This window comes from Paenibacillus protaetiae (genome assembly GCF_004135365.1).
GTDB classification, from domain to species: domain Bacteria; phylum Bacillota; class Bacilli; order Paenibacillales; family Paenibacillaceae; genus Paenibacillus_AP; species Paenibacillus_AP protaetiae.
In genome coordinates, this window is sequence record NZ_CP035492.1 from 214,123 (window position 1) to 238,390 (window position 24,268).

General features: G+C 52.6%; 23 protein-coding genes, 2 pseudogenes and 1 other annotated feature. All 25 genes and pseudogenes read left to right on the forward strand.

Features of this window, described 5'->3' with window-relative positions:
* The first annotated feature begins 280 nt into the window (after positions 1-280).
* The 25 genes and pseudogenes from ET464_RS00890 (at position 281) to thrB (ending at position 24,268) form a co-directional block, all read left to right on the forward strand.
* On the forward strand, positions 281-2,941 hold the full coding sequence (locus ET464_RS00890; RefSeq protein WP_129437443.1) for a valine--tRNA ligase: 2,661 nt from the start codon (positions 281-283) through the stop codon (positions 2,939-2,941).
* A 44-nt stretch (positions 2,942-2,985) separates the two neighbouring features.
* Entirely contained in the window at positions 2,986-4,353 is a 1,368-nt protein-coding gene (locus ET464_RS00895) for a bifunctional folylpolyglutamate synthase/dihydrofolate synthase (protein WP_129437445.1), read from the forward strand.
* 7 nt (positions 4,354-4,360) lie between these two features.
* On the forward strand, positions 4,361-5,755 hold the full coding sequence (gene murC, locus ET464_RS00900; RefSeq protein WP_129437447.1) for a UDP-N-acetylmuramate--L-alanine ligase: 1,395 nt from the start codon (positions 4,361-4,363) through the stop codon (positions 5,753-5,755).
* Between the two features lie 137 nt (positions 5,756-5,892).
* Positions 5,893-7,455, forward strand: a complete 1,563-nt coding sequence (locus ET464_RS00905; protein WP_129437449.1) for a hypothetical protein — start codon at positions 5,893-5,895, stop codon at positions 7,453-7,455.
* A gap of 62 nt (positions 7,456-7,517) precedes the next feature.
* Complete coding sequence (locus tag ET464_RS00910) at positions 7,518-7,760, forward strand: DUF4321 domain-containing protein (protein ID WP_129437451.1); 243 nt, start codon at positions 7,518-7,520, stop codon at positions 7,758-7,760.
* 47 nt (positions 7,761-7,807) lie between these two features.
* A pseudogene (locus ET464_RS00915) lies at positions 7,808-8,433 on the forward strand (Maf family protein).
* 152 nt (positions 8,434-8,585) lie between these two features.
* Positions 8,586-9,275, forward strand: coding sequence for a RadC family protein (gene radC / locus ET464_RS00920; RefSeq protein WP_129437453.1), 690 nt, complete (start codon positions 8,586-8,588; stop codon positions 9,273-9,275).
* A gap of 41 nt (positions 9,276-9,316) precedes the next feature.
* Entirely contained in the window at positions 9,317-10,348 is a 1,032-nt protein-coding gene (locus tag ET464_RS00925; protein WP_129437455.1) for a rod shape-determining protein, read from the forward strand.
* A 36-nt stretch (positions 10,349-10,384) separates the two neighbouring features.
* Positions 10,385-11,269, forward strand: a complete 885-nt coding sequence (mreC, locus tag ET464_RS00930; protein ID WP_244226614.1) for a rod shape-determining protein MreC — start codon at positions 10,385-10,387, stop codon at positions 11,267-11,269.
* Complete coding sequence (gene mreD, locus ET464_RS00935) at positions 11,266-11,790, forward strand: rod shape-determining protein MreD (RefSeq protein WP_129437457.1); 525 nt, start codon at positions 11,266-11,268, stop codon at positions 11,788-11,790. Before mreC ends, mreD begins: the two co-directional genes overlap by 4 nt.
* A gap of 63 nt (positions 11,791-11,853) precedes the next feature.
* Positions 11,854-12,519, forward strand: coding sequence for a septum site-determining protein MinC (locus tag ET464_RS00940; RefSeq protein ID WP_129437459.1), 666 nt, complete (start codon positions 11,854-11,856; stop codon positions 12,517-12,519).
* A gap of 3 nt (positions 12,520-12,522) precedes the next feature.
* The gene (gene minD / locus ET464_RS00945; protein WP_129437461.1) at positions 12,523-13,314 is read left to right on the forward strand and encodes a septum site-determining protein MinD; all 792 of its coding nucleotides are present in this window, start codon (positions 12,523-12,525) and stop codon (positions 13,312-13,314) included.
* An 8-nt stretch (positions 13,315-13,322) separates the two neighbouring features.
* Positions 13,323-14,471 carry an FtsW/RodA/SpoVE family cell cycle protein gene (locus ET464_RS00950; RefSeq protein ID WP_129437463.1) on the forward strand — a complete coding sequence of 383 codons (1,149 nt, stop codon included), beginning with the start codon at positions 13,323-13,325 and terminating at the stop codon, positions 14,469-14,471.
* Between the two features lie 195 nt (positions 14,472-14,666).
* Positions 14,667-15,641, forward strand: coding sequence for a peptidoglycan DD-metalloendopeptidase family protein (locus ET464_RS00955; protein WP_129437465.1), 975 nt, complete (start codon positions 14,667-14,669; stop codon positions 15,639-15,641).
* Entirely contained in the window at positions 15,634-16,515 is an 882-nt protein-coding gene (locus ET464_RS00960; protein WP_129437467.1) for a M50 family metallopeptidase, read from the forward strand. The genes ET464_RS00955 and ET464_RS00960 overlap by 8 nt, the downstream gene beginning before the upstream one ends.
* A gap of 99 nt (positions 16,516-16,614) precedes the next feature.
* Positions 16,615-17,241, forward strand: coding sequence for a ribonuclease E/G (locus tag ET464_RS20650; protein ID WP_341869724.1), 627 nt, complete (start codon positions 16,615-16,617; stop codon positions 17,239-17,241).
* Positions 17,241-17,857: pseudogene (locus ET464_RS20655) on the forward strand (ribonuclease E/G). Before ET464_RS20650 ends, ET464_RS20655 begins: the two are co-directional and overlap by 1 nt.
* A gap of 74 nt (positions 17,858-17,931) precedes the next feature.
* Positions 17,932-18,007 (forward strand) — a sequence feature (ribosomal protein L21 leader region).
* A gap of 16 nt (positions 18,008-18,023) precedes the next feature.
* Positions 18,024-18,335, forward strand: coding sequence for a 50S ribosomal protein L21 (rplU, locus tag ET464_RS00970; RefSeq protein WP_129437469.1), 312 nt, complete (start codon positions 18,024-18,026; stop codon positions 18,333-18,335).
* Between the two features lie 13 nt (positions 18,336-18,348).
* Positions 18,349-18,687, forward strand: a complete 339-nt coding sequence (locus tag ET464_RS00975) for a ribosomal-processing cysteine protease Prp (protein WP_129437471.1) — start codon at positions 18,349-18,351, stop codon at positions 18,685-18,687.
* A 13-nt stretch (positions 18,688-18,700) separates the two neighbouring features.
* Positions 18,701-19,012: a 50S ribosomal protein L27 gene (gene rpmA, locus ET464_RS00980; RefSeq protein ID WP_129437473.1), complete on the forward strand. Its 312-nt coding sequence runs from the start codon at positions 18,701-18,703 to the stop codon at positions 19,010-19,012.
* A gap of 184 nt (positions 19,013-19,196) precedes the next feature.
* The gene (locus ET464_RS00985; RefSeq protein WP_129437475.1) at positions 19,197-19,934 is read left to right on the forward strand and encodes a Spo0B domain-containing protein; all 738 of its coding nucleotides are present in this window, start codon (positions 19,197-19,199) and stop codon (positions 19,932-19,934) included.
* Positions 19,935-19,947: 13 nt separating this feature from the next.
* Complete coding sequence (gene obgE, locus ET464_RS00990) at positions 19,948-21,270, forward strand: GTPase ObgE (RefSeq protein ID WP_129437477.1); 1,323 nt, start codon at positions 19,948-19,950, stop codon at positions 21,268-21,270.
* Positions 21,271-21,468: 198 nt separating this feature from the next.
* Positions 21,469-21,912, forward strand: coding sequence for an ACT domain-containing protein (locus ET464_RS00995; RefSeq protein WP_208543875.1), 444 nt, complete (start codon positions 21,469-21,471; stop codon positions 21,910-21,912).
* 43 nt (positions 21,913-21,955) lie between these two features.
* Complete coding sequence (locus tag ET464_RS01000) at positions 21,956-23,242, forward strand: homoserine dehydrogenase (protein WP_129437481.1); 1,287 nt, start codon at positions 21,956-21,958, stop codon at positions 23,240-23,242.
* 48 nt (positions 23,243-23,290) lie between these two features.
* Positions 23,291-24,268: a homoserine kinase gene (gene thrB, locus ET464_RS01005; RefSeq protein WP_129437483.1), complete on the forward strand. Its 978-nt coding sequence runs from the start codon at positions 23,291-23,293 to the stop codon at positions 24,266-24,268.

A 24,268-nucleotide genomic window follows, 5' to 3' on the forward strand; every position in this document is an offset into this window, starting at 1 on the left:
ACGCACCCAAGCCTTCAGAGAGCGGAGCCGTAACGCTGAGAGGCTGCGCAGGAACTTGATGCTACAGGTCGCCCCGGAGTTGCCCGGATGAGCAGGCTATTCGCTTGCTAGCCCAGGCCGGCCACAGCCGTTATCTGTTTAAGTGCCGTTCGCGTGTTAGCGGGCGGAATAAAGGTGGTACCGCGGAAGTTCAACCTTTCGTCCTTTCTGTTTAAGGGCGGAAGGTTTTTTTGCGTCAATTACAACGATTACGATAAGAATGATGGAGGATGGTTCGCTTATGCCAGAAAACCAAACGACACCTGAAATGCCGACGACCTACGATCCGAAGTCGGCCGAACAAAAATGGCACGACTACTGGAAGCAGGGAGGCTATTTTGAGGCGGGCAAAAATCCCGACGCCCAGCCGTATACGATCGTGATTCCCCCGCCAAACGTAACGGGGATGCTCCATATCGGCCATGCGCTTGATTTTACGCTGCAGGATATTATGATCCGCACGAAACGGATGCAAGGCTATGACGCGCTGTGGCTGCCGGGCACCGACCATGCCGGTATCGCAACGCAAACAAAGGTTGAGCAAAAGCTGAGAGAGCAAGGCCTCTCCCGCTACGACCTCGGCCGCGAGAAGTTTCTGGAGAAGGTATGGGAGTGGAAAGACCAATACGCCGAAACGATTCACGAGCAATGGGCCAAAATGGGCTTCTCGCTTGACTTTACCCGCGAGCGCTTCACACTGGACGAAGGCTTGTCCAAGGCTGTGCGCGAAGTGTTTGTACGCCTGTACGATAAAGGCCTTATTTACCGCGGCAAAAAAATTATTAACTGGGATCCGGCGGCTCGCACAGCTTTGTCCGATATTGAGGTTGAATATAAAGAAATTAACGGCAGCCTGTACCATCTGCAGTACCCGCTGAAAGACGGCAGCGGCTTTATTACCGTTGCGACAACCCGTCCGGAGACGATGCTTGGCGATACGGCCGTAGCTGTTCATCCGGAAGATGAGCGTTACAAAGATTTGATCGGCAAGCTTATTGTACTTCCGATCGTTGGCCGCGAAATTCCGATTATCGCCGACGAATATGTCGAGAAGGAATTTGGCTCCGGCGCCGTAAAAATTACGCCTGCCCATGATCCTAACGACTTCGAGGTAGGCGCGCGCCATGACCTGCCGCAAATTATCGTCATGGACGAAAGCGGCACGATGAATGACAATGCCGGCCCTTACCAAGGCCTGGACCGCGCGGACTGCCGCAAGCAAATCGTCAAAGATTTGCAGGAGCAGGGCGTATGCATCCGTATTGAAGAGCATGTGCATCAAGTTGGCCACAGCGAGCGCAGCGGCGCCGTTGTAGAGCCGTATTTGTCCACGCAATGGTTTGTTGCGATGCAGCCGCTTGCGGACACCGCTATTGCCGCTCAAAAATCCGGCAAAGGCGTCAACTTCGTTCCGGAACGGTTCGAGCGCACGTATCTTCACTGGATTGAAAACGTCCGCGACTGGTGTATTTCCCGCCAATTGTGGTGGGGACACCGCATTCCGGCCTGGTATTGCGACGCTTGCGGCGAAATGCATGTTTCCCGCGACGATCTTGCGGTTTGTCCTTCCTGCCAAAGCACGCAGCTCCGTCAGGACGAAGACGTGCTGGACACTTGGTTCAGCTCGGCGCTCTGGCCGTTCTCCACACTGGGCTGGCCGGAAGAAACGGAAGATTTCAAACGTTATTTCCCGACCGATCTGCTTGTGACGGGTTACGATATTATTTATTTCTGGGTTGCGCGGATGATCTTTACGTCCCTGGAATTTACGGGCGAAATTCCGTTCAAAGATGTGCTGATGCACGGCCTTGTCCGCGACTCCGAAGGACGCAAAATGTCCAAGTCGCTGGGCAACGGCGTCGATCCGCTTGAAGTCATTGAGAAATACGGCGCCGATGCGATGCGCTTTATGATTTCCACCGGCAGCACGCCGGGCCAGGATCTTCGTTTCCACTGGGAGAAGGTCGAACAGGCGCGCAACTTTGCGAACAAAATTTGGAACGCGTCGCGTTTTGCGCTCATGAATCTGGACGGCGTAACCGCAGCCGACATCGATATTACGGGCGAGCTTGGCACAGCTGACCGCTGGATCCTGCACCGCCTGAACGAGACGGTCCGCGAAGTGACAAGACTGATCGACAGCTACGATTTTGGCGAAACAGGACGTATTCTGTACAACTTCATCTGGGATGAGCTTTGCGACTGGTACATTGAATTTGCGAAGCTGAACCTGTACGGTACGGACGAAAAAGCGAAACGTGCTACGCAATCTGTACTTGCATACGTACTGGACCGCACGCAGCGCCTGATCCATCCGTTTATGCCGTTTATCAGCGAGGAGATCTGGCAGCATCTGCCGCATGAAGGCGAGACGATTACGCTTGCTTCGTGGCCGGTATACGATGAGAGACTTGCTGCTCCGGAAGCCGTGAAGGAAATGGAGCTGCTGATGGACCTGATTCGCGCGGTCCGCAACGTTCGCGCCGAAGTGAATGTGCCGATGAGCAAAAAAATCGAGCTGATGATCAAACCTAACAGCGATGCCGAAGCAGCCATTATTGCGCGCAATGAGGAATTTATCATCCGCTTCTGCGGCACGTCCAAGCTGGAAGCAAGCCTTGGCCTGAATGCGCCGGACAAAGCGATGACGTCTATCGTGACGGGAGCCGAGCTGTACCTGCCGCTGGCCGGACTGATCGACATTTCGCAGGAAATTGCCCGCCTGGAGAAAGAACTGGCGAACTTGAACAACGAAGTGTCCCGCATCGAGAAAAAGCTGGGCAACGAAGGGTTCGTCTCGAAAGCCCCGGCGAAAGTGATCGAGGAAGAACGCGCGAAGATGGCCGATTATGCAGCGAAACGCGATAAAGTGATTGCCCGTATTGCGGATTTGCGCGCTTAGGCTAATTCATTCTATTTGAATCGAACGGAAGAAGGGTAACGATCATGAGTGAGAAACAATGGGAGTCCGCTGCCTTGCAAAGCTATTCGGAAGCTGTAGATTGGATTACAAGCCTGGTGCCTTTCGGTATACGCCCGGGCCTCGACCGGATCGAGCTGCTGATGGAGAAGCTGGGGAATCCGCACCGCCGCCTGAAGTTTATCCACATTGCCGGAACGAACGGCAAAGGCTCCACCTGCGCTTATTTGACAAGCGTACTGCTGGAAGCGGGGTATGATGTCGGCACGTTTACTTCGCCGTATATTACGAAATTTACGGACCGGTTCCAATATAACGGCGCCAATATCGACGAGCATACGCTCCTCAAACTGGCCAATACGCTGAAACCGCTCGTGGAGGAGATGGCCTCCACGGAGCTCGGCTCGCCAACGATGTTTGAAGTGTCTACGGCGCTTGCGATTTTGTACTACGCCAGAGAAACATTCCCGGACTACGTCGTTTGGGAAACAGGCCTTGGCGGACGCCTGGATGTGACGAATATCGTTACGCCGGTTATTTCCGTTATTACGAATATCGGCCATGACCATATGGACCGCCTTGGCAATACGATCGAAGAGATCGCCTTTGAAAAAGCGGGCATCATTAAATCCGGCGTGCCGGTTGTCAGCGCGGTGACGCAGCCGGAAGCGATCGAGGTCATTCGAGACATGGCCCGCAATAAAAAAAGCACGCTTTATTTGCTGGGCGAACAGTTTACGGAAACCGAACTGCAAACACGCGAAAATGAGCAAATTTTCCGGTTCGAAGGGACGTTCCGCACTATTGATTCGCTTGCGATTACGCTGAATGGCGCGCATCAGCGCAAGAATGCGGCGGTTGCCGTCATGGCGCTTGAGGTGCTGCGCCAGTATTATGCGCTGATTGTCGAGGACGAAGCGCTGGAAGCGGGTCTCCGCAAAGCGGCTTGGCCGGGACGGCTCGAGATGGTCTCCGGTTCGCCGCGTATTTTGATTGACGGCGCCCATAACCCGGAAGGGGCGCAGACACTGGCTGCGGCGCTAAAAAATACGTATTCGCATGATCGGATTCATGTCATGATGGGTATGCTGGAGAATAAGAATCATCCTGACACGATTAAGCATATATTACCGATAGTGGATACCATTATTGTGACCGAGCCTGATTTCCGCAACGCGATGAAAGCCGGCGCGCTTGCGGATATTATCCGCGGCATGGAACAGCCGGATCATCCTGTGGAGCTTATCGTGGAGCCGGATTGGCGCAGCGCCTTAAGCAAGCTGAAGCAGCTGACGAAGGAAGGCGACCTCGGCGTCGTTACCGGAACGTTATATTTGATTGCCGATGTTCGCGGCTTACTTGTGAATAATTCGGATTCTGAAAAAGGTTGGTGAACCGTCTTTGAATACAGCAGAACACGTACATTTTATCGGAATCGGCGGTTATGGCATGAGCGCAATCGCGCGCGTTATGCTGGAGAAAGGCTATACGGTTACCGGATCTGATGTCGCGCGCCAGGAATTAACTGAGAAATTGGCGGCCAAAGGCGCGCGCATTTTTATCGGCCATGAAGCGGAGCATGTGAAAGGGGCGGATCTGGTCGTTTATTCCACCGCTCTATCCCGCGACAATGTAGAACGGGTGGCTGCGGAGGAGCTGAACATTCCGACGATTCACCGTTCGCAAATGCTCGCGCGGCTTATGAATGCCGGCAAAGGCGTCGCGGTAGCGGGCGCTCACGGCAAAACAACAACCTCCTCCATGATTGCGCTGGTGATGGAAGCTTGCGGCGCCGACCCGACTTACATTATCGGCGGCGAGATTGTCAATGTCGGCACGAATGCTAAGGCGGGCAAAGGCGAATATGTGGTGGCGGAAGCGGATGAAAGCGACGGCTCGTTCCTGCATTACCATCCTCAGCTGGCGATTGTAACCAATATCGAACCGGACCATCTGGAAAACTATGACGGGGACTTCAATAAATTAAAAGCGGCTTACGTGCAGTTTTTGCAGCAGGTGAAACCGGACGGCAAAGCGATTATTTGCGCGGATGACGAGACGATTCAGGAGCTGCTGCCACAGCTTGCAGGTTTGTCGGACCGCCTTATTACTTACGGCCTTGATTCCGATTCCAATGCGCAATATACAGCGACGGACATTGAACTTGGCGACCGGAAAGTGTCGTTTACGATGAACAAGGACGGCGCTCCGCTTGGAGCGGTAACGTTGTCCGTGCCGGGACGGCATAACGTGTCGAATGCAATGGCGACGATTATTACATGTTTGGAAGCTGGCCTTTCCTTCGAAGCGGTTGCTCAGGCGATTCAAGGCTTCAGAGGCGCAAAACGCCGGTTCCAGGTGCTGGGCGAAACGAATGATATTCTGGTGATCGACGATTATGCCCATCATCCGACGGAAATTCAAGTAACGATCAGCGCAGCGAAAGCAACCGGCAAACGCATCATCGCGGTATTTCAGCCGCAGCGTTATACACGGACGTTTTTCCTGCTGGAGCAGTTCAGCCGTGCTTTTCCGGAAGCGGATGAGGTCATTATTACCGATATTTATTCGCCTGCGGGGGAGAAGCAAATCGAGGGCGTCAGCTCGCAGAAGCTGGTTGAGCTCATTAAAAGCAACAGCAATGCCCATACCGAATATATCCCGACCAAAGAAGCGGTTCTTTCGCATTTAAGGGAAAAAGTTCAGCCTGGCGACCTTGTCATTACGATGGGAGCCGGCGACATCTGGAAAGTTGCGGATGCGCTTGCGCAGTCATTGCGCGAAAACGCTTCTTAACTTCGCATAAGTTGTACGGAACACCACGCTCAAGCCTTTCAGGCAGCAGCGTGGTGTTTTTTTTGTCCGCCGATGCTCATAAATCTCTCAAATCGTTCATAGAGTAGAAAGACAAGAAGGGACAAGGAGAGAGTGATATGAACAATAACAACCGAATTACGTACCGTTTCGATCATACCGGGCAAGCATCCGACCGCGAAACGAAATTGATAGAACGCCAGCCGGAAGCGGCATTGACGGAAGTGAAAGCAAAAGCAAAGGCAAGCGACAACGAAAAAGAAACAGCCAAACCGGCGGCTCCCCAAAAGTCGAATGTGGTGCCTCTTTATCATACGGCATCCGGCAGCCACAGCCTCTCGGGTGCGTCGCCCTGGAACAGTCCGTTCCAGGACGATGTCAGTGCGCTTGAGCAGCTGATACGCGAAACGGGCCAGAGGAAGTCGGCAGCCAAAGCCGGCGCGCATCAGCCGGAGAAGGCAATGGCGGCTGATTACGGCGGAGAGAAAGACGGCACACTACTGGATTGGAATTTGGAAGATAATTCTAAATGGAAAGCCCAGGATCGGGGCAGCTACGAGCGGACGGCATCCGGCAGCTACAGCCAGCAGCAGGATGCAGCAGCTGTGGCATCAGTCCCTGCCCCGGTTCCTTCAAGGCATCACCGGCCAGTGGCGGCAGCAGAAGCGGAAGGACACTTCGAAGGTTATGATAGGCAAGGGCCGCTGCTGGATGAGGAAATGATGCGCAGTGAATATGACGGACGGGATGGCGAACGCCCCTTCTATATCCGATACGAATCCCCGGCAGCTTCTCCTTCCTGGCTGAAGGTGTTTGTAACGGTTGCTGGCGCTTTGGCGACAGGAGCTTTATTTGGTTATTTGCTCCTCTCCTTTTTTACAGGCTCCTGGTCGGACAGCGGCCATGATACGCCGGTGAAGCAAGGCGAGGTTACGAGCCCGGCAGGGGATGCGGGCAAAGATACAGCCGGAGATGGGGCTGCGCCTGTGGCGGGCGGCGCTAACGGAACGGACGAAGCTGCCGGTGGCGCGGCCGGCGAGCTGCCGATGGCAGCCGTAAACATTCCGGATACCGCCTATTATTTGCTTCAATACGGAGTGTTTGGCAGTACAGACGGCCGCGATGCCGCGCTGGCGGAGCTCGCTGCCAAAGGGGTAGCCAGCGCCGCGTGGTCATCCGGACAGGACTACCGCGTTTATGCAGGTATGTCGCCAAGCAGCGACGATGCTGCCTTATTGAAAGGACAGTTTAACGGCTCGATGGATTTGTATGCCAAAAAATTCGACTTGTCCGCTCCTTCTCAAATCCCTTTTGAAGGAAAAGCTGAGCAGGCACAGCAATTTTTTGTTCAGACCGGCACCCTTATTCCCATGATGCTGGGGATGGTTAACGCGCAGCTGGAGCAGCCGGCTCCAAGCCCGTTCAGCCCGGCCGACTCAGCCGCCTGGCAGAACGCTTTTCAGCAATGGTCCGATAGTGCGGCAGCTGCAAAGGCCGGTTTTGCCGACAAGGAAGGCAGCGCATCCTATGCGGAGCTGACGCAAGCGCTGCAGGCAGCGGCAGACTCTTTTTCCAATTATGAGAAAAATACGTCACGTGCACACTTGTGGAAGGCGCAAAGTGCGCTGATGAAAGCGGTCATCGCTCAAAAAAATTGGTTTGAGGCTATAATCGCATTGTAAACAAAATGAAAGCAAGATATAATGAGGACTAGGTGTCACATCATGGCGAGAGGCGTTGAATAATGAAGAAAAACGGCTGGGTTTTGCTGCTGTTTATCATACTCGGCTTGATTGCGGGCGCGCTTGCCGCCCGATCGCTGGCAAATATTGCAGGGATATCCTTTTTATCCAAATCGCTGCAAATGACATTGTCGCCTGCCGTTGATCTTTATGTGCTTCAATTCAATATGACGGTCCACCTCGATATAAGCCTTTTAAGCTTAATCGGCATTATTGCGGCCTTATGGATTTACCGCAAGCTTTAACCTAACAAGATTATGTATGGCAGCAAGACAAAAGGAGAGCGTAACCGTTGGAACGTCCTGCATTTAACCATCCAATCAGCCGCCTTGTGCTGGCTTCGTCGTCACCGCGCCGGAAGGAACTGGTCGCATCATTAGGCCTATCCTTGCCGGTTTCTATTTTGTCATCGGATGCGGATGAGTCTGTTCCGGCTGACTGGGCGCCAAGCCGAATCGTCGAACAGCTTGCCTTGCGTAAAGCGTCCGCAACGGCCGAAATGCTGCGGCAAGACGGCAGCCGGGACAATGCCCTTATCGTAGGCGCTGATACGATTGTTGTATTGGATGGCGAGGCGCTTGGCAAACCTGCCGATCAGGCAGATGCCGCGCATATGCTGGGGAGGCTGCAAGGCCGCTCCCACGAGGTGTATACAGGTATTGCTTGCCTTCGCCTGGATGGCGGAGAAGCCGAGATTGCCCACCGGGTCACAAAGGTATGGATGAAGCCGCTGACTAAACAGCAAGTCGAAGGCTACATTGCGACCGGGGAACCGATGGACAAGGCGGGGCATATGGCATTCAGGGGCTTGGGGCAACAATTGTCGATCGTATTGAAGGCTGCTACTTTAATGTAGTAGGATTATCCCTTCCATTATTATCCGACATGCTTGCCCGGTATAATATTAATGTTTTTTAAACAACAAGCCGATATAAATAAGTTATACTCATGTACATGGCTTGTGTTTCCGCCAAACATGAAACGTCTCGTCCGGCTGTAGAGACGAGATCTGACTGATTGCGACTTGATGATTCGTATGTGAATGTTGAGATAAAGGCGGGGGTTGGGACATGAAACCGCAAAGCTATATGTTGCGCGATGTCCCCCATGAAGAACGTCCAAGAGAGCGCATGATGCGATATGGGGCTGAAGCGTTAAGCCATTCGGAGCTGCTGGCGATATTGCTCCGGACAGGAACCCGGCAAGAGTCGGCGGTTCATTTGGCTGGCAAAATATTACAGGAATGCGGGAGCTTGCGCAATCTGGTGGATATGAGCCTGGACGAACTGACCGCCATCCGGGGGATCGGTCCGGCGAAGGCCATTCAGCTGCGGGCTGGAATTGAACTCGGCAGACGAATTGCCGGAAGCAAAATAAGCGGCATCGTAACGGTGCGGAGTCCGCAAGATGCTGCAGACTATGTGATGGAAGATCTTCGTTATTTGAAAAAAGAGCACTTTGTCTGCTTGTTTTTAAATACGAAAAACCACATTATTGCCCGGGAAACGTTGTCGATCGGCACGCTGAATGCTTCATTGGTTCATCCAAGAGAAGTGTTCCGGGCCGCCATTAAACATAGCAGCGCCTCTCTCATTTGCGTACATAATCACCCTAGCGGCGATCCTGCGCCAAGTCCCGAAGACATCAGCCTCACACAACGGCTTTTGGAAGCGGGCCAGCTTGTGGGCATCGAAGTACTGGATCATATTGTAATCGGGGACGGGCGTTTTATTAGTTTGAAGGAACATGGATTATTGTAATATAATAAAAGGGATTGTCGCATTTAGAAGGGAGTATTAACATGTTTGGTGGTTTTTCGAAAGATTTGGGAATTGACCTTGGAACAGCAAACACACTCGTATTTATTAAAGGTAAAGGGATTGTCGTAAGGGAGCCTTCCGTGGTTGCTTTGCGTACTGATACGAAAACGATTGAAGCTGTTGGCGAGGACGCTAAAAAAATGATCGGCAGAACGCCTGGCAATATCCGTGCGGTTCGTCCGATGAAAGATGGCGTTATCGCCGATTTTGATACAACGGCAACGATGATTAAATATTTTATCCGCCAAGCGCAAAAGCAGCGTTCGATGTTTCCTAAACATCCTAACGTGATGGTTTGCGTGCCTTCCGGCATTACGGCGGTTGAGAAACGTGCGGTCGAGGATGCGGCCAAACAAGCTGGCGCACGCGAAGCTTATACGATCGAGGAACCTTTTGCGGCGGCAATCGGCGCTGATTTGCCGGTATGGGAGCCAACGGGCAGCATGGTAGTTGATATCGGCGGCGGCACGACGGAAGTAGCGGTTATTTCGCTCGGAGGCATTGTAACCAGCCGTTCGATCCGCGTAGCCGGCGACGAAATGGATGAAGCGATTATCCAATACGTGAAACGTCTGTACAACCTGATGATCGGGGAGCGTACCTCGGAGCAATTGAAGATGGAGATTGGTTCGGCATTGCCGCTTGATCATCCGGAATCCATTGAAATCCGCGGCCGCGACCTTGTGACAGGCTTGCCGAAGACACTGGCAATTACTTCTGACGAAATTACGGAAGCGCTGGGCGATACGGTGAATTCCATCGTAGATGCTGTGAAAATTACGCTTGAGAAATGCCCGCCTGAGCTTTCTGCTGATATTATGGACCGCGGAATCGTGCTTACGGGCGGCGGCGCGCTGCTTCGCAACCTGGACAAGCTGCTTTCCCGCGAAACGGGGATGCCGGTTATTGTTGCGGACAACCCGCTTGATTGCGTCGCGATTGGCACAGGCCGTTCCCTGGACCATATTCATCTGTTCAAAAATAAAGGCGGCTCGTCTTCCCGCAAGCGTTAATGCGGTCCGAAGGGGAAACGGATATGAAACGGGCGGGTGATTGAACTGTTTAGGCTGTTAAGAAATAAGCGTGTCATTATGCTTATGATCGGGTTTATACTGTTCATTGCAATTATCGGCTATTCCTTTAGCGACCGTAAAGAGCTGACATGGCCTGAGAAATTTGTTGGCGATGTGTCCGGTGCCGTCCAAGAATGGTTTTACAAGCCCGCTGCTTCTATAGCGGGCTTCTTTGAGGACATTGGCAACCTGCACACCATCTACAAAGAGAACGAGCAGCTCCGGCTTACGGCAGCGGCGTACGCAAGGGATAAGGTGAATTACAATTTTGTCGAGCAGGAAAACAAGCAATTAAAAGAAGATTTGCATTTCACTGAAAGCCAAAAGAACATGTATAACTACAAATATGTAATTGCTCAGGTTATCGCGGTCAACAATGACGCTAACAGTCATACGATGGTTATTAATTTGGGTTCCAAAAACGGCATTAAAAAAGGGCAGGCAGTAACGACGGTGAAAGGCCTCGTAGGCATCGTAAGCGAAGTAAGGCCGCTAACTTCCACCGTAGCTCCTATTACCGAGCTGGATGAAACCTCACCTGAATCGAACCTGATTTCGGCTACGATTATGGGCAAGGAGAATGACTCCTTTGGTATTGTCAGCGATTACGACCATGAGAAAAACCGGCTTGTGATGACCAAAATTCCGGAGAACGACAAAATGGCTGCAGGCGATACGGTCATTACATCGGGACTTGGCAATGTTTATCCGCGCGGGCTTATTATCGGAACGGTCGAATCGAAGGAAGTCGGAGATTTTGGCTTGACGAACACCGCCATGGTGAAGATGGCGGCTGACTTCGACCACTTGACGGATGTGTTTGTCGTGCAGATGCCGGATACGGAGGCTGCGACGGAATGAGCATCAATCGGCTGATCGGTTTTATGCTTCTGCTCTTTATTGTGGAAGGCACCATTATGCCATGGGTCATTCCGGCCGGATATACGACACGAATCGTCCCCCACTTCGTTTTTGTTGTTGTCATTTTTAGCGCGCTTTACAGTAACCGGCACCGGGCTTTGTTTCTCGGAGCCGGTTTCGGGTTGTTGCAGGATGTTGCCTATTACGGACATATGATTGGGCCAAACCTGTTTTTTATGGGGATTCTCGGCTATTACACCGGCGTCCTGTTCGAGAACAAACGTGTTACGCTGCTGGCGGCATTGTCCGTCATCGGCATCAATTACATTTTGTATGACTCTATGATGTACGGCATTTATTTTGCATTCCGCATTACGAATGAATCGTTTGCCTGGGCGCTGATGGACCACATATTGCCCAGCTTGTTCCTGCAGCTTGCCTTTGCTCTTCTAGTGTACGTGCCGCTCCGCAAGCATTTGGAGTCCGCCGTCAAGAAAAAACTGGATAAGGACGAACAATAAGTTCGCCTTGATTAGCAGGATTTGGCCATGTGCTGCAAGAAAGGTTAATGTTGGGGAGGGGCAATTGTGGCCGATAAACAGCATATTATCATCAAAGGGGTTAAAGAAGGTCTGGTGTTCCTTCTCGACGATCAATGTGAATTTTCCGCTTTGCTCGACGAGCTTCAGTACAAGCTGGAAAAAACGCATCAGCAGCTGCTGACAGGTCCGCTTATTCATGTCCAGGTCAAACTGGGGGAAAGGCAGCTGGAAGAGGAGGATAAGGAACGCATCCGTTCTCTTATTCGTACGCAGGGCAACTTGATGGTGCAGTCCATCGAATCGGAGACGAAAGTTAAACAATCTCCAAACCCGAATAACGGGTGGGAAATATTAACAGGTATCGTGCGTTCCGGCCAAACGATTGAACATGACGGCAATTTGCTGCTTGCGGGCGATTTGAATCCGGGCGGTACGGTGCTTTGCACGGGCGATATTTATGTGCTCGGGGCACTGCGCGGCGTGGCGCATGCTGGCTATAAAGGGCGTACTGACGTTATTATCGCCGCATCGCTTATGCGGCCGACCCAGCTTCGCATTGCCGATGTTATCAGCAGGCCGCCGGAAGAATGGATGTCAGGCGATTCGTCGATGGAATTTGCTTTTTTAAGCGAAGGCCAGATGAAAATTGATAAAATTACGCAGCTGTACAGGCTGCGCGGCCATTCAACTTTGTTAAAAGGGGTGTAGAGCATGGGGGAATCGATTGTTATCACTTCGGGCAAAGGGGGCGTCGGCAAGACGACCACGTCGGCCAATCTAGGCACGGCGCTTGCTTTGCTGGGCAAAAAGGTATGCATGGTCGACACCGATATCGGCTTGCGCAACCTGGATGTGGTGATGGGACTTGAAAACCGCATCATTTTTGATTTGGTGGACGTCGCCGAAGGCCGCTGCCGGTTAAATCAGGCGCTGGTTAAGGATAAACGGTTTGACGAATTGTACATGCTTCCCGCTGCGCAAACGAAGGATAAGGACGACGTTAAACCGGAGCAGATCCGCGATATGATTGCGGAGCTGAAGCAGGATTTCGATTATGTCGTCATTGACTGCCCGGCCGGGATTGAACACGGCTTCCGCAACGCGATCGCGGGCGCCGACCGCGCGATTGTGGTCACGACACCGGAAAATGCGGCGGTTCGCGATGCCGACCGTGTAATCGGTTTGCTCGAGAAAGAAAAAATCGCATCTAAAATTATCATTAACCGAATTAGGCCGAATATGGTTAAAAGCGGTGAAATGCTTGACGTGGACGAGATTTGTCAAGTTCTGGCGGTTGACCTGCTGGGCATCGTGCCGGATGATGAGAAAGTAATCAAATCGGCGAATGCCGGCGAACCGACGGTCATGGATCCTTCTTCTCGCGCGTCGATCGCATACCGCAATATCGCAAGGCGCATCCTTGGCGATATGGTGCCGCTGATGCTGCTGGAGGAGAAGGCGGGCGCTTTCAAACGGTTCCGTAAGTTTTTGGGAATAGGATGATTTGAACCGTGCTTAACAAATTAAAAAAGCTTGATCTGGGCATCGTTATTATTTTGTTATGCCTAATGGCGATCAGCGTGCTAACCATTCATAGCGCAATTGACGGCCAAAGCGCACATTATGCGAATACGGATTTGAAAACAGCTGTTTTTTACGGCATTGGTTTCTTTTTTGCTATTTCCGCTACCATTTTCGATTACCGCATTTTGTTGAAAACATGGTATATCCTGTACGGCATCGGCATTGTTTTGCTTGTACTTGTCTTTTTTCTCGGATCGAATATTAACGGCGCGACCGGCTGGTTCCGCCTCGGGCAGCTGTCATTTCAGCCTGCGGAAGTAGTCAAGATCGTGCTGATTATTGGCGTTGCTTTTCTGCTCGGCCGAAAACAGGGCGAGAAGCTCCGTTTTGTCCAGGATATTATTCCGATCGGCGCTTTTGTATTTATCCCGTTTATGCTCGTTATGGTTCAGCCGGACCTTGGGAATGCGATTATTTATTTGGTCATTTTGCTGGGGATGCTGTGGATTGGCAACGTCAAGTATACCCATGTGTTAATCGGCCTTACGGTTGTAGTCGCCTCCATCGTTTTGTTTGTCTCGTTATTTACGGTGTTTAACAGCAACATTAAGGAATATTTGACGGACCATCATAAAGAGCACTGGTATGCCCGGATCAATACGTTTATTGATCCCGATGAAGCGACGGCGGATGAGAAACACCAATCGCTGAACGCGCAGATTGCAATCGGATCCGGCGGCCTTCGCGGCGACGGCTATATGCAGGGCGACATGAAAAAAGGCGGCTTTATTCCGTACCCGTATTCCGACTCGATATTTGTCGTAATTGGCGAGGAATTTGGTTTTACTGGAGCTGCGGTGCTGCTGCTGCTGTATTTTTTGCTTATATACCGCATCATTGTTATTGCTTATCAATGTTATGACCGGCGAGCGTCTTACATTGTTATTGGCATCGCCTCTATGTATGTTTTTCAAATTTTCCAAAATATCGGCATGATGATCGGGCTCATGCCGATTACCGGCATTACGCTGCCGTTTATAAGCTACGGCGGCACTTCGCTGCTGCTGAATATGCTTTGTATTGGCATTGTGTTCAGCATTAAAGCCCATCAGGAAGTTTACGAGCTGGCAGACTAGAAGCGGCTGCTTGCTGCACGCCAAAGAGGCGGGACCATGGTCCCGCCTCTTTTTTGGTTTTCGGCTCCGACAATGAATACTTGTCTCCTTTTGTTCATAAGCATGAAGGAAAAGAACAAGCCCTTTCTTATGGCGGCCGGCCGGTAATATGGAGGCTGTATAAAGCCAAAGAGAGGAAGGGGAGGAGCATTGGTGATGAATGCCAAGCAGAAAGATAAACGGCCGGATAAGACAAGCAGGCAGATTCAGCAGGAGCAGTGGTATAAACGTTATGAAGACGATAATCAGCCGCCGGATGCTCCTTATCCGGAATTTCTGTTTCCATACGAACAGCAGGAGCCGTTAAACAACAAACGTGGTCCCTATACCCATTACAATGGTTACAGCGGCCCCTATCCCCCGTCTCCATCCGGACGATTGCCGGAACAGGAGGAGCCTGATCCGGAGCGGCTGTGGAAAGCCAATCCGAACCCTTGGCTCGGCACATGGGGGCAAGGTTCGGATCCAGGCCGTAGTCCGTTTGATCCGACCGGACCGCAGGATCCCGGCCGGATGAATGCATTCTGGCGGGGCTTCCGCTGGAAGCTTGCGGTATCCGTTATCGCTTTTGGCGCTGTTTGGGGCATGTTCCGCTATGGACCTCCTTCCATGGAGGAGGGGCGGCAATTTGTAACGGAGGCTTTGACCAAGCCGATGGATTTCTCACCGGCAGCGGCGTGGTACAAGCAGACGTTTGCCGGCGCGCCTTCGTTTATTCCGATCTTTGAACATAAAGAAGAGCCGGCACAGCTGGTAGACGGCAGTGTCAAGCTGCCCGTGGTATCTCCGTTGCCCGGCGGGGTTCTGGTAAAGACGTTCGCCGAGCAGTTGAACGGCATCGAGCTCGCCGGCACCTCCGGACAAACGGTAGGCGCCGCTCAAACGGGCAGAGTGATGCAAGTAACCGGCAGTCCAGGCAGCATGACGGTTGTCATTCAGAACGCAAGCGGCAGGACTACAATCTACGGCGAATTAGGAAAGGCCGGCGTCAAAAAAGACGACTGGGTGGAGTCCGGAGATCCGATAGGCGTTCTTCCTGCAGCCAGCGGCGATCAGCCAAGCGTTCTTTATTTTGCCGTGAAAGAAAATGACCGTTATATTGATCCGGCGGGCGTGATTCCGCTTGATTAAATGGAGAGGCATCATTTGGTCTATTCATCCGTTATTCGTGCTGGTTATGGCGGCTTCCTTTCTAACCGGATACCTGGTTGAGCTTGCAACCTTATTTTTGCTGGTGCTTGTTCACGAAATCGGCCATGTCGTTGTGGCGAGGGGGCTGGACTGGAAGGTGCGGGAAGTGAAGCTGCTCCCGTTTGGCGGCGTGGCCGAAGTGGAAGACGAAGGGAGCATGCCTTCATCCGAAGAAGCTTTAGTCGCCATCGCCGGCCCGCTGCAAAATGTATGGATGGGCGCTGCGGCCTGGCTGCTCGGCAGGCTGGGCTGGTGGGACGACGGATGGGCGCATTACGTCGTCAATGCCAATCTGATGATTGGCTGTTTTAATCTGCTGCCGATTTATCCGCTGGACGGCGGGAAATTGCTTCGCGCCCTGCTCAGCAAGTGGCTGACCTACTATTCCATGATGATCTGGACGTCGCGCATAAGCCTCGCGTTAAGCGCTTTGATGCTGCTTGCTTCCTTTGCACCGCTTATTTGGCAAGGGCAGGGCATGCAGCTCAATCTGCTGGCGATAGCCCTTTTCTTGTGGCTGACGAATTGGAGTTATTACCGCCACATACCGTTTTTGTTTTTCCGGTTTTTGATGCATCGGGACCGGGTCGCTTTGGACCGCCTGCAGCACGGCACGAAAGCGCGGCCGATTATGGCGAGCGGCAGGCACTCCCTGCTGCATGTAGCCAAGCAGTTTTGGCGCGACCGGTATCATTATATTTATTTGAGAAGTTCCACTGGCGTGGAGCAGGTTCTTCCCGAGCAGCAAATCGTGGAGCGGATCTTGAGCGAACGCAATCCGCACAGGCCGATGATGGAGCTGTTTTTGCCTTAGAAGCGATGGCGGGTTGAACTTTTGCATGTACATGTTCATGCATGACGGCCCCCTTTTATGATAAAATGGACGAAAACGGCAGGCGGGTGAGGACACGGGATGAAGCAAATGTTCATGCATGGAGACGGGGAGCTGCTGCAGACGGCGGTACTGGACAATGGCAAGCTGGTTGAATTTAGCATGGAACGTTCGGAGAACAGCAGCCTGGTCGGAAATGTATACAAAGGCAAAGTCATTAACGTGCTGCCTGGCATGCAGGCGGCTTTTGTAGATATCGGCTTGTCCAAAAACGCTTTTCTGTATGTGGATGAGCTTCTGCATCCCCATTTGGAGAAGCAGCCTGAGCGGAAGCCGGCCATTGCGGATCTTGTGAAGCCTGGCCAGGAAATTCTCGTGCAGATTATGAAGGAACCCATCGGAGGCAAAGGCGCCAGGGTCACGACCCATTTTGCGCTGCCGGGGCGTTTCCTTGTATTTATGCCGACGGCCGATTATGTCGGCGTATCCAAAAAAATAAGCACGGAGCAGGAACGGACAAGGCTGCGGCTGTTGGGCGAACAGCTTCGGCAAAACGAGGAAGGTCTCATCCTCCGCACGGCGACGGAAGGCGCGTCCGCTTCGGAGCTGGAAGCGGACGTCCTGCAGCTCCGCGAGCAGTGGAGCCGCATTCTTGCGGGGCGGCTGCGGCATCCGCGCCGGCTGAAGTTCATCGCGAAGCCAATCTGATGCGGCGTATTGTGCGCGACAGCATGAGTGCCGATATGAACGAAGTATGGATTGATGATCCGGGCAGGCATGAAACGATGAAGAATCTGCTGGAAGAAATTACGCCGCCGCTGGCGGAACGCCTTCGGCTGTATGATAACCGCGAGAGCGAAAGCTTGTTCCAGGCTTACGGCATTGCCGCCCAGGTGAACGAAGCTTTTCAATCCAGCATACGGCTGCCGAGCGGGGCAGTCTAATATGGGACGAGACGGAAGCGCTGACGGTCATAGATGTGAACACAGGCAAGTTTACCGGGAGCCGGAATCTGGAAGATACCGTTTACCGGACCAATATGGAGGCGGCGGACGAGATTGCCCGTCTGCTCCGCGTACGCGATGTCGGCGGCATTGTCATTATTGATTTTATCGACATGGAGCTGGAAGCCCACCGCGACAGCGTGCTGCAGCGGCTGGAGGAATGGGCAAGGCAGGACCGGACCAAATGCGCCGTCATCGGGTGGACAAGGCTGGGGCTGCTGGAGCTGACGCGAAAAAAAGCGCGTGAAACATCCGTCCGGTTGCTGACGGAGGTATGCGCCGTTTGCGGAGGGACAGGCAGGCTGCAAAAATCGCTTTAGAACTTATGTTGAATAATTAGGCTGCTTATGTTAAACTAATCGGGTATATGTTCTGAGTAATTTATTGCTCGGCGCTATATGTTAACCGCTCCGATCAGGTTTAAGCGCGGACGAGTCCGCCACCTGCATTAGGCGAGTCTTCGACTATAAGGAGGTGCAATGAGCAATGTACGCAATTATTGAAACTGGCGGCAAACAGTACAAAGTTCAGGAAGGCGATGTGATCTACATCGAGAAACTGGACGTTAATGCAGGAGAAAGCGTGACTTTCGACCGCGTTCTGGCTGTATCCAAAGACAATGGTCTCGTGACTGGTACTCCTGTCGTTTCCGGCGCTACCGTTTCCGGTAAAGTTGAGAAACAAGGCAGAGGCCAAAAGATCGTTGTTTACAAATACAAACCAAAGAAAAACTACGCGCGCAAGCAAGGTCATCGTCAACCGTACACGAAAGTAACGATCGAGAAAATCCAAGCGTAAGGCGAGGGTTCTCATGATTACAGTTACTATTGTACGGCGAGCGGCTGACAGGCGGATCGTATCATTTGCTGTCGAAGGGCATGCACAATATGCGAAGCCGGGCAAAGACATTGTCTGCGCCGGCGTGTCGGCCATTACGGTTGGCACCGTCAACGCTATCGAGGCGTTAGCGGGCGTGCAGCTTCCCGCAGCGATGAAAAGCGGCTGGTTGTCCTCGGACATTCCGGAGCAAGCGGATCAAGCCGCTGAGGAGAAGCTGCAGCTGCAGCTCGAATCGATGGTAGTTATGCTGGATACCATTGCACAATCCTACGGCAAACATGTCGTAATCCAGGAACAACTTCTGAAATAAGGAGGGACAAACGATGTTGAAATTGGATCTTCAGCTTTTTGCATCCAAAAAGGGTGTAGGTTCCACAAAAAACGGACGCGACAGCGAATCGAAACGTCTTGGCGCTAAACGTGCCGACGGCCAAGTGGCTACAGCGGGCAGCATTCTCGTACGTCAACGCGGTACGAAAATCCACCCAGGCAATAACGTAGGTATTGGTAAAGACGACACGCTCTTCGCGAAAGTGGAAGGTGTTGTCAAATTCGAACGTTGGGGACGCGACCGCAAAAAAGTGAGCGTATACCCTGTAGCAGCTGCTCCTGTAGCTGCAGCAGTCGAAGTTTAATAACAGCCAATGTGCCCCGACCTGCATGACAGGCCGGGGCATTTTTGCTTATACAGCGATTTGGCTTGCCGGGCATCATGGCAGCAAAAAATAACGAAGCATAATTAACCTTTTCTTGGCAAGTTTCTCATCCATCATGATATACTAAGTAGGTTGGGATTATAGGGGAAAGTAGGTTCGATTCATGAATCGCTTGCAATTGGCGAAACGGCTGGCGGCAATGTCTGTTGTGCTTCCGGCAGCTGCCTCGTTTATATGGGAGGAACTGCTTTGGCTGCATGCGCTTGCTTTGTTATGGCTTGCAGGTGCGGCGATATGCTGGATTGGAATTGAACGCAAACATCATTCCGGGCAAATGAGGCGGACCATACATACGCTGCAGGCTGCCTCCAATCGGACGTTAAATCATCACCGCCATGACTGGATGAATGATCTTCAAGTGCTATACGGGTATATTCGCATGCAAAAGCCGGATAAAATGGTGGAATGCGTGGAGAAAATAAAAGATAGAATGGCCGAAGAAAGCCGGATCGCCAAACTGGGCGAACCGGCGCTGATCCATTACATTCAATCGTTTCGCACACTGACTAATGCCGTACAGCTTCGTGTTGAAATTGCTGAAGGCGTTCATCTGACAGAACTGCCTGTCGATAGTTCAGGCATTTCAGAATCGTTAATCGAAATTATGAATGCATACCGGTTTGCGGCGGCGCCTGCGCTCGGTGAACCGGCTGTGCTTACAATGAAGCTGTCCATGGATGATCACGCGTTATACGCGGCGTTTTATTACCAGGGAGAGCTGACAAGCGAACAACGTTTCGCAAGCAAAATAAATCAGCAGTTGGAAGGCGCGCCTTTGCGGCCGGTGGAAGCCGGACAGCCCTATGGAAATATGCTGCTGAGGGCAGAATGGCGAGCTTGAACGGGGGACATCAATGTTTGTCGATAAAGCAAAAATATTTGTAAAAGGCGGCGATGGCGGGAACGGTATCGTATCCTACCGCCGTGAAAAATATGTGCCGGAAGGCGGTCCGGCCGGCGGAGACGGCGGCAGAGGCGGGGACGTTATTTTCCGCGTAGACGAAGGACTTCGCACGCTGATGGATTTCCGCTACCAGAAGCATTTTAAAGCCAAACCGGGCGAGCGGGGCAAAGTCAAAAACATGCATGGCGCCAATGCGGACGATATGATCGTACGCGTGCCGCCGGGCACGACCGTTGTGGATGAAGATACGCAGGAAATTATCGCCGATATGACGCGCCACGGCCAAGAGGTCGTCATTGCGCGCGGCGGACGCGGAGGACGCGGCAATGCCCGTTTCGCGACGGTCAGCAATCCGGCTCCTGACATTTCCGAGAACGGGGAAGAAGGAGAAGAGCGCTGGGTCATTCTGGAGCTGAAGGTAATGGCCGACGTTGGCTTGGTCGGCTTCCCAAGCGTGGGCAAATCGACGCTGCTGTCGGTCGTTTCCGCTGCGCAGCCGAAGATCGGCGCTTACCATTTTACGACGATTACGCCTAACCTCGGCGTGGTTGACGTCGGGGATGGAAGAAGTTTTGTAATGGCGGATTTGCCGGGGCTGATTGAAGGCGCCCATTCCGGCGTTGGGCTCGGTCACGAGTTTCTTCGCCACGTCGAGCGGACGCGCGTCATTATTCATGTCGTGGACATGGCCGCAACGGACGGCCGCGATCCGTATGAGGATTGGGTGAAAATTAACGAGGAGCTTAAGCTGTACAATGCCAAGCTGCTGGAGCGCCCGCAAATTATTGCCGCCAACAAAATGGACATGCCGGAATCTGCGGATAATCTGGAGCTGTTCAAAGAGCAGCTTGCCCAGAACGGCGACGGTCTGGACCATGTGATCGTTCCGGTCTCTTCCTTGACGAAGCAAGGAGTGCAGGAGCTGGTGTACAAGGCGATGGATGTGCTGGATTCGCTGCCTGAGCAGCTTGTTGTCGAGGAAGTGAAAGAAGTCGAGGAACGGAAAGTGTACCGGTTCGAGAAGCAGCGTGAAGACATGACCTTTACGATTCACCGCGAGGATGAAATTTTTGTGGTGGAAAGCGAAAGCATCGAACGGTACATGAAACGGATCAATTTGACGTCGTACGACGCAGTGATGCGTTTCGCCAACATGATGCGCCGGATCGGCGTGGATGCCGAGCTGCGCAAGGCGGGAGCCAAGGACGGGGATACCGTCAAAGTCGGCTACTATACGTTTGAATTTTTTGAAGGCACGGATTACGTGCATTAAACGCCTGCATGACAGCGGGTATATAACGGCCAGCCGCTGCGGGCTGGCACAAAGCCGTCTGCTTGCAGGCGGCCTTTTTTTTGCCATGGCCGGCTTCCGTACCGGAATACGGTTCACTTTCCTATTGCCGGAATGAAGCGAGTTCGATATAATGTCCACTATAAGTGAACAAATGTCTTTGTGAGGAGGACGAATATAGTGACGCATTCAGGCCGTTATTATGTCGTTCGGGAGGACATCTTGCCGGAAGCCATTATAAAGACGCTGCAGGTGAAAGAGATGCTGAGGCGCGGAGAAGCGGCAACCGTCCATGAAGCGGCGGAGCGTGCCGGATTAAGCAGAAGCGCCTTTTACAAATATAAAGACGGCGTATATGAATTAAGCGAGCTGAAGCGGGAGCGAATTGCGACCATCTCGATGGATTTGGAGCATCGTTCCGGCGTTTTGTCGAAGGTGCTTGCGCTGGTGGCCAGCCTGGAGGGAAATGTTCTGACGATGAATCAGAGCATTCCGCTTCAAGGTTACGCCAACGTCGTGATATCGGTAGATATATCAGAGCTGACAGGAGACTTGACTGCCCTTGTCGAAACTATTCGGAAGCATAACGGCGTCCGTAAAGCGATGGTTGTTGGCCAAGGTTAAACAAGCAGCAGATACAAACTATGAAGAATACGGAGGGAATGGAATGAAGCCAGTGAAGGTTGGTTTGCTTGGGCTTGGAACGGTAGGAACGGGTGTCGTTCGTATCGTACAGGGACATCAGGAGGATTTGCAAAGCCAAGTAGGCTCGCCAATCCAAATTGACAAAATTCTTGTTCAAAATAAAGCGAAATCGCGCAGCCTTGCCATTGACCATGACAAGCTGACGGAAGATGCCTGGGAAATCATTAACGACCCGGACATTGATGTCATTGTTGAAGTAATGGGCGGCATTGAGCATACAAAAGCTTATATATTGGAAGCGCTGGCCCAAGGCAAATCGGTTGTGACAGCCAATAAAGATTTGATGGCGCTGCACGGTCCGGAAATATTGGAGCAGGCCAGAGAGAACAACTGCGATGTGCTGTATGAAGCAAGCGTAGCCGGCGGCATCCCGATTATCCGCACGCTGGTTGAAGGTTTTTCATCCGACCGCATCCTGAAAATTATGGGGATCGTCAATGGCACAACCAACTATATTTTGAGCAAAATGAGCCGGGAAGGCGCTTCGTATGAAGATGTGCTGAAGGAGGCGCAGCAGCTTGGCTATGCGGAAGCGGACCCGACTTCCGATGTGGAGGGGCTGGATGCGGCTCGCAAAATGACGATTTTGTCCACGCTTGGCTTCCGGGTGAACGTTGCGCTTGAGGATGTGGCGGTACAGGGCATTTCGTCGGTCAGCAAAGAAGATATTTTGTACGCCAAACGGCTTGGCTATGAAGTGAAGCTGCTTGGCATTGCAGAGCGGCAGGACGATCAGATCAGCGTCAGCGTCCAGCCGACGATGGTGAAGGCTTCCCATCCGCTTGCAGCGGTCAACGGCGTGTTTAACGCGGTGTACGTGCACGGCGAGGCGGTTGGCGAAACGATGTTTTACGGCGCAGGCGCCGGGGAGTTGCCAACGGCAACGTCTGTGGTGTCCGACCTCGTTGCGGCGATTAAAAATAAAAAGCTTGGCGTTGGCGGCCGCCAGGGCGCGATGGTCTACAAAGAGAAAAAGCTGAAATCCGATGAACAAATTTCGTCCAAATATTTTATTTTGCTTCATGTAGCGGACCGCGCTGGAGTGCTGGCACGCATTACGCAGGTGTTTGCCGAATATGAAGTCAGCCTGGAATCGGTATTGCAGCAGCCTAATCCGCATATCCAGGAAGCGGAAATTATCATTATTACGCACGATGCCAATAAAGCGGCAATCCGCAAGGTGCTGGATTCCTTTGGCTCGCTGGATGTTATCCGACGGATTAAGAGCATGTACCGGGTTGAAGGGTAAGTTTGCACGCTAAACAGCATTTCTAAGGATAAAGGGGTTTAACACTTCATGAACTGCGAATGGAAAGATCGGCGGGTAACGGTAAAGGTGCCGGCCAGCACGGCAAATTTGGGGCCGGGCTTCGATACGCTTGGAATGGCGCTGTCGCTGTACTCCTGGATCGAGATGAGTGCAGCCGAGCAAACAAGTTTCCGCTTTTACGGCGGGCATATGGAAGGTTTGCCGCAAGATAAAACGAATCTGATCTATCAGATTGCCCAAATCGTATTTGAAGAAGCCGGTGTCTCGGTGCCGGAGCTCGACATCGCGATGTACAGCGACATTCCGCTGGCGAGAGGGCTGGGCAGCAGCGCCACTGCCATTATCGGCGCCTTGGCTGCTGCCAATGCACTTATCGGCAGCCCGCTCACCGAAGACCGGCTGTTTCAAATCGCAACGAAGCTGGAAGGCCACCCCGACAATGTCGGCGCATCCTTGTTTGGCGGAATCGTCGTATCCGCCTGGGACGGAGAACGGGCAGAATATGTCCGGCTTGTTCCGCCTCCAAAGCTGGAGACGCTTGTCGCCATTCCATCCTTTCAACTGTCGACGTCCAAAGCAAGACATGCGCTGCCGGCGCAGCTGGCGCTGGCCGATGCCGTGTTTAACGTCGGCAGCAGCTCGCTGCTTGTCGCCGCTTTTGCAACCGGCCGGCTGGACTTGATCCGCCACGCGATGCGTGACCGGATCCATCAGCCGTACCGCGCGCCGCTTATTCCCGGCATGTCGGCCATCCTGGAAGAAGCGGCCGAATACGGTGCGCTTGGCGCCGCTTTAAGCGGAGCAGGGCCGACACTGATTGCATTTGTAGAGCAGGGGAGCCCGGACAGCCAGCGGCTGGAGCGGTTTCTGCTGGAGACATTAGGCAAGGAAGGGATTCAGGCCGAGACGTTATGGCTGAAGCCGGCTGAAGAAGGTCCTGTTATTCAGATTGAGCAGGTTGGACAACCAAGCACTTTTATGGATCGTATTAAAGGAGAAGTTTAG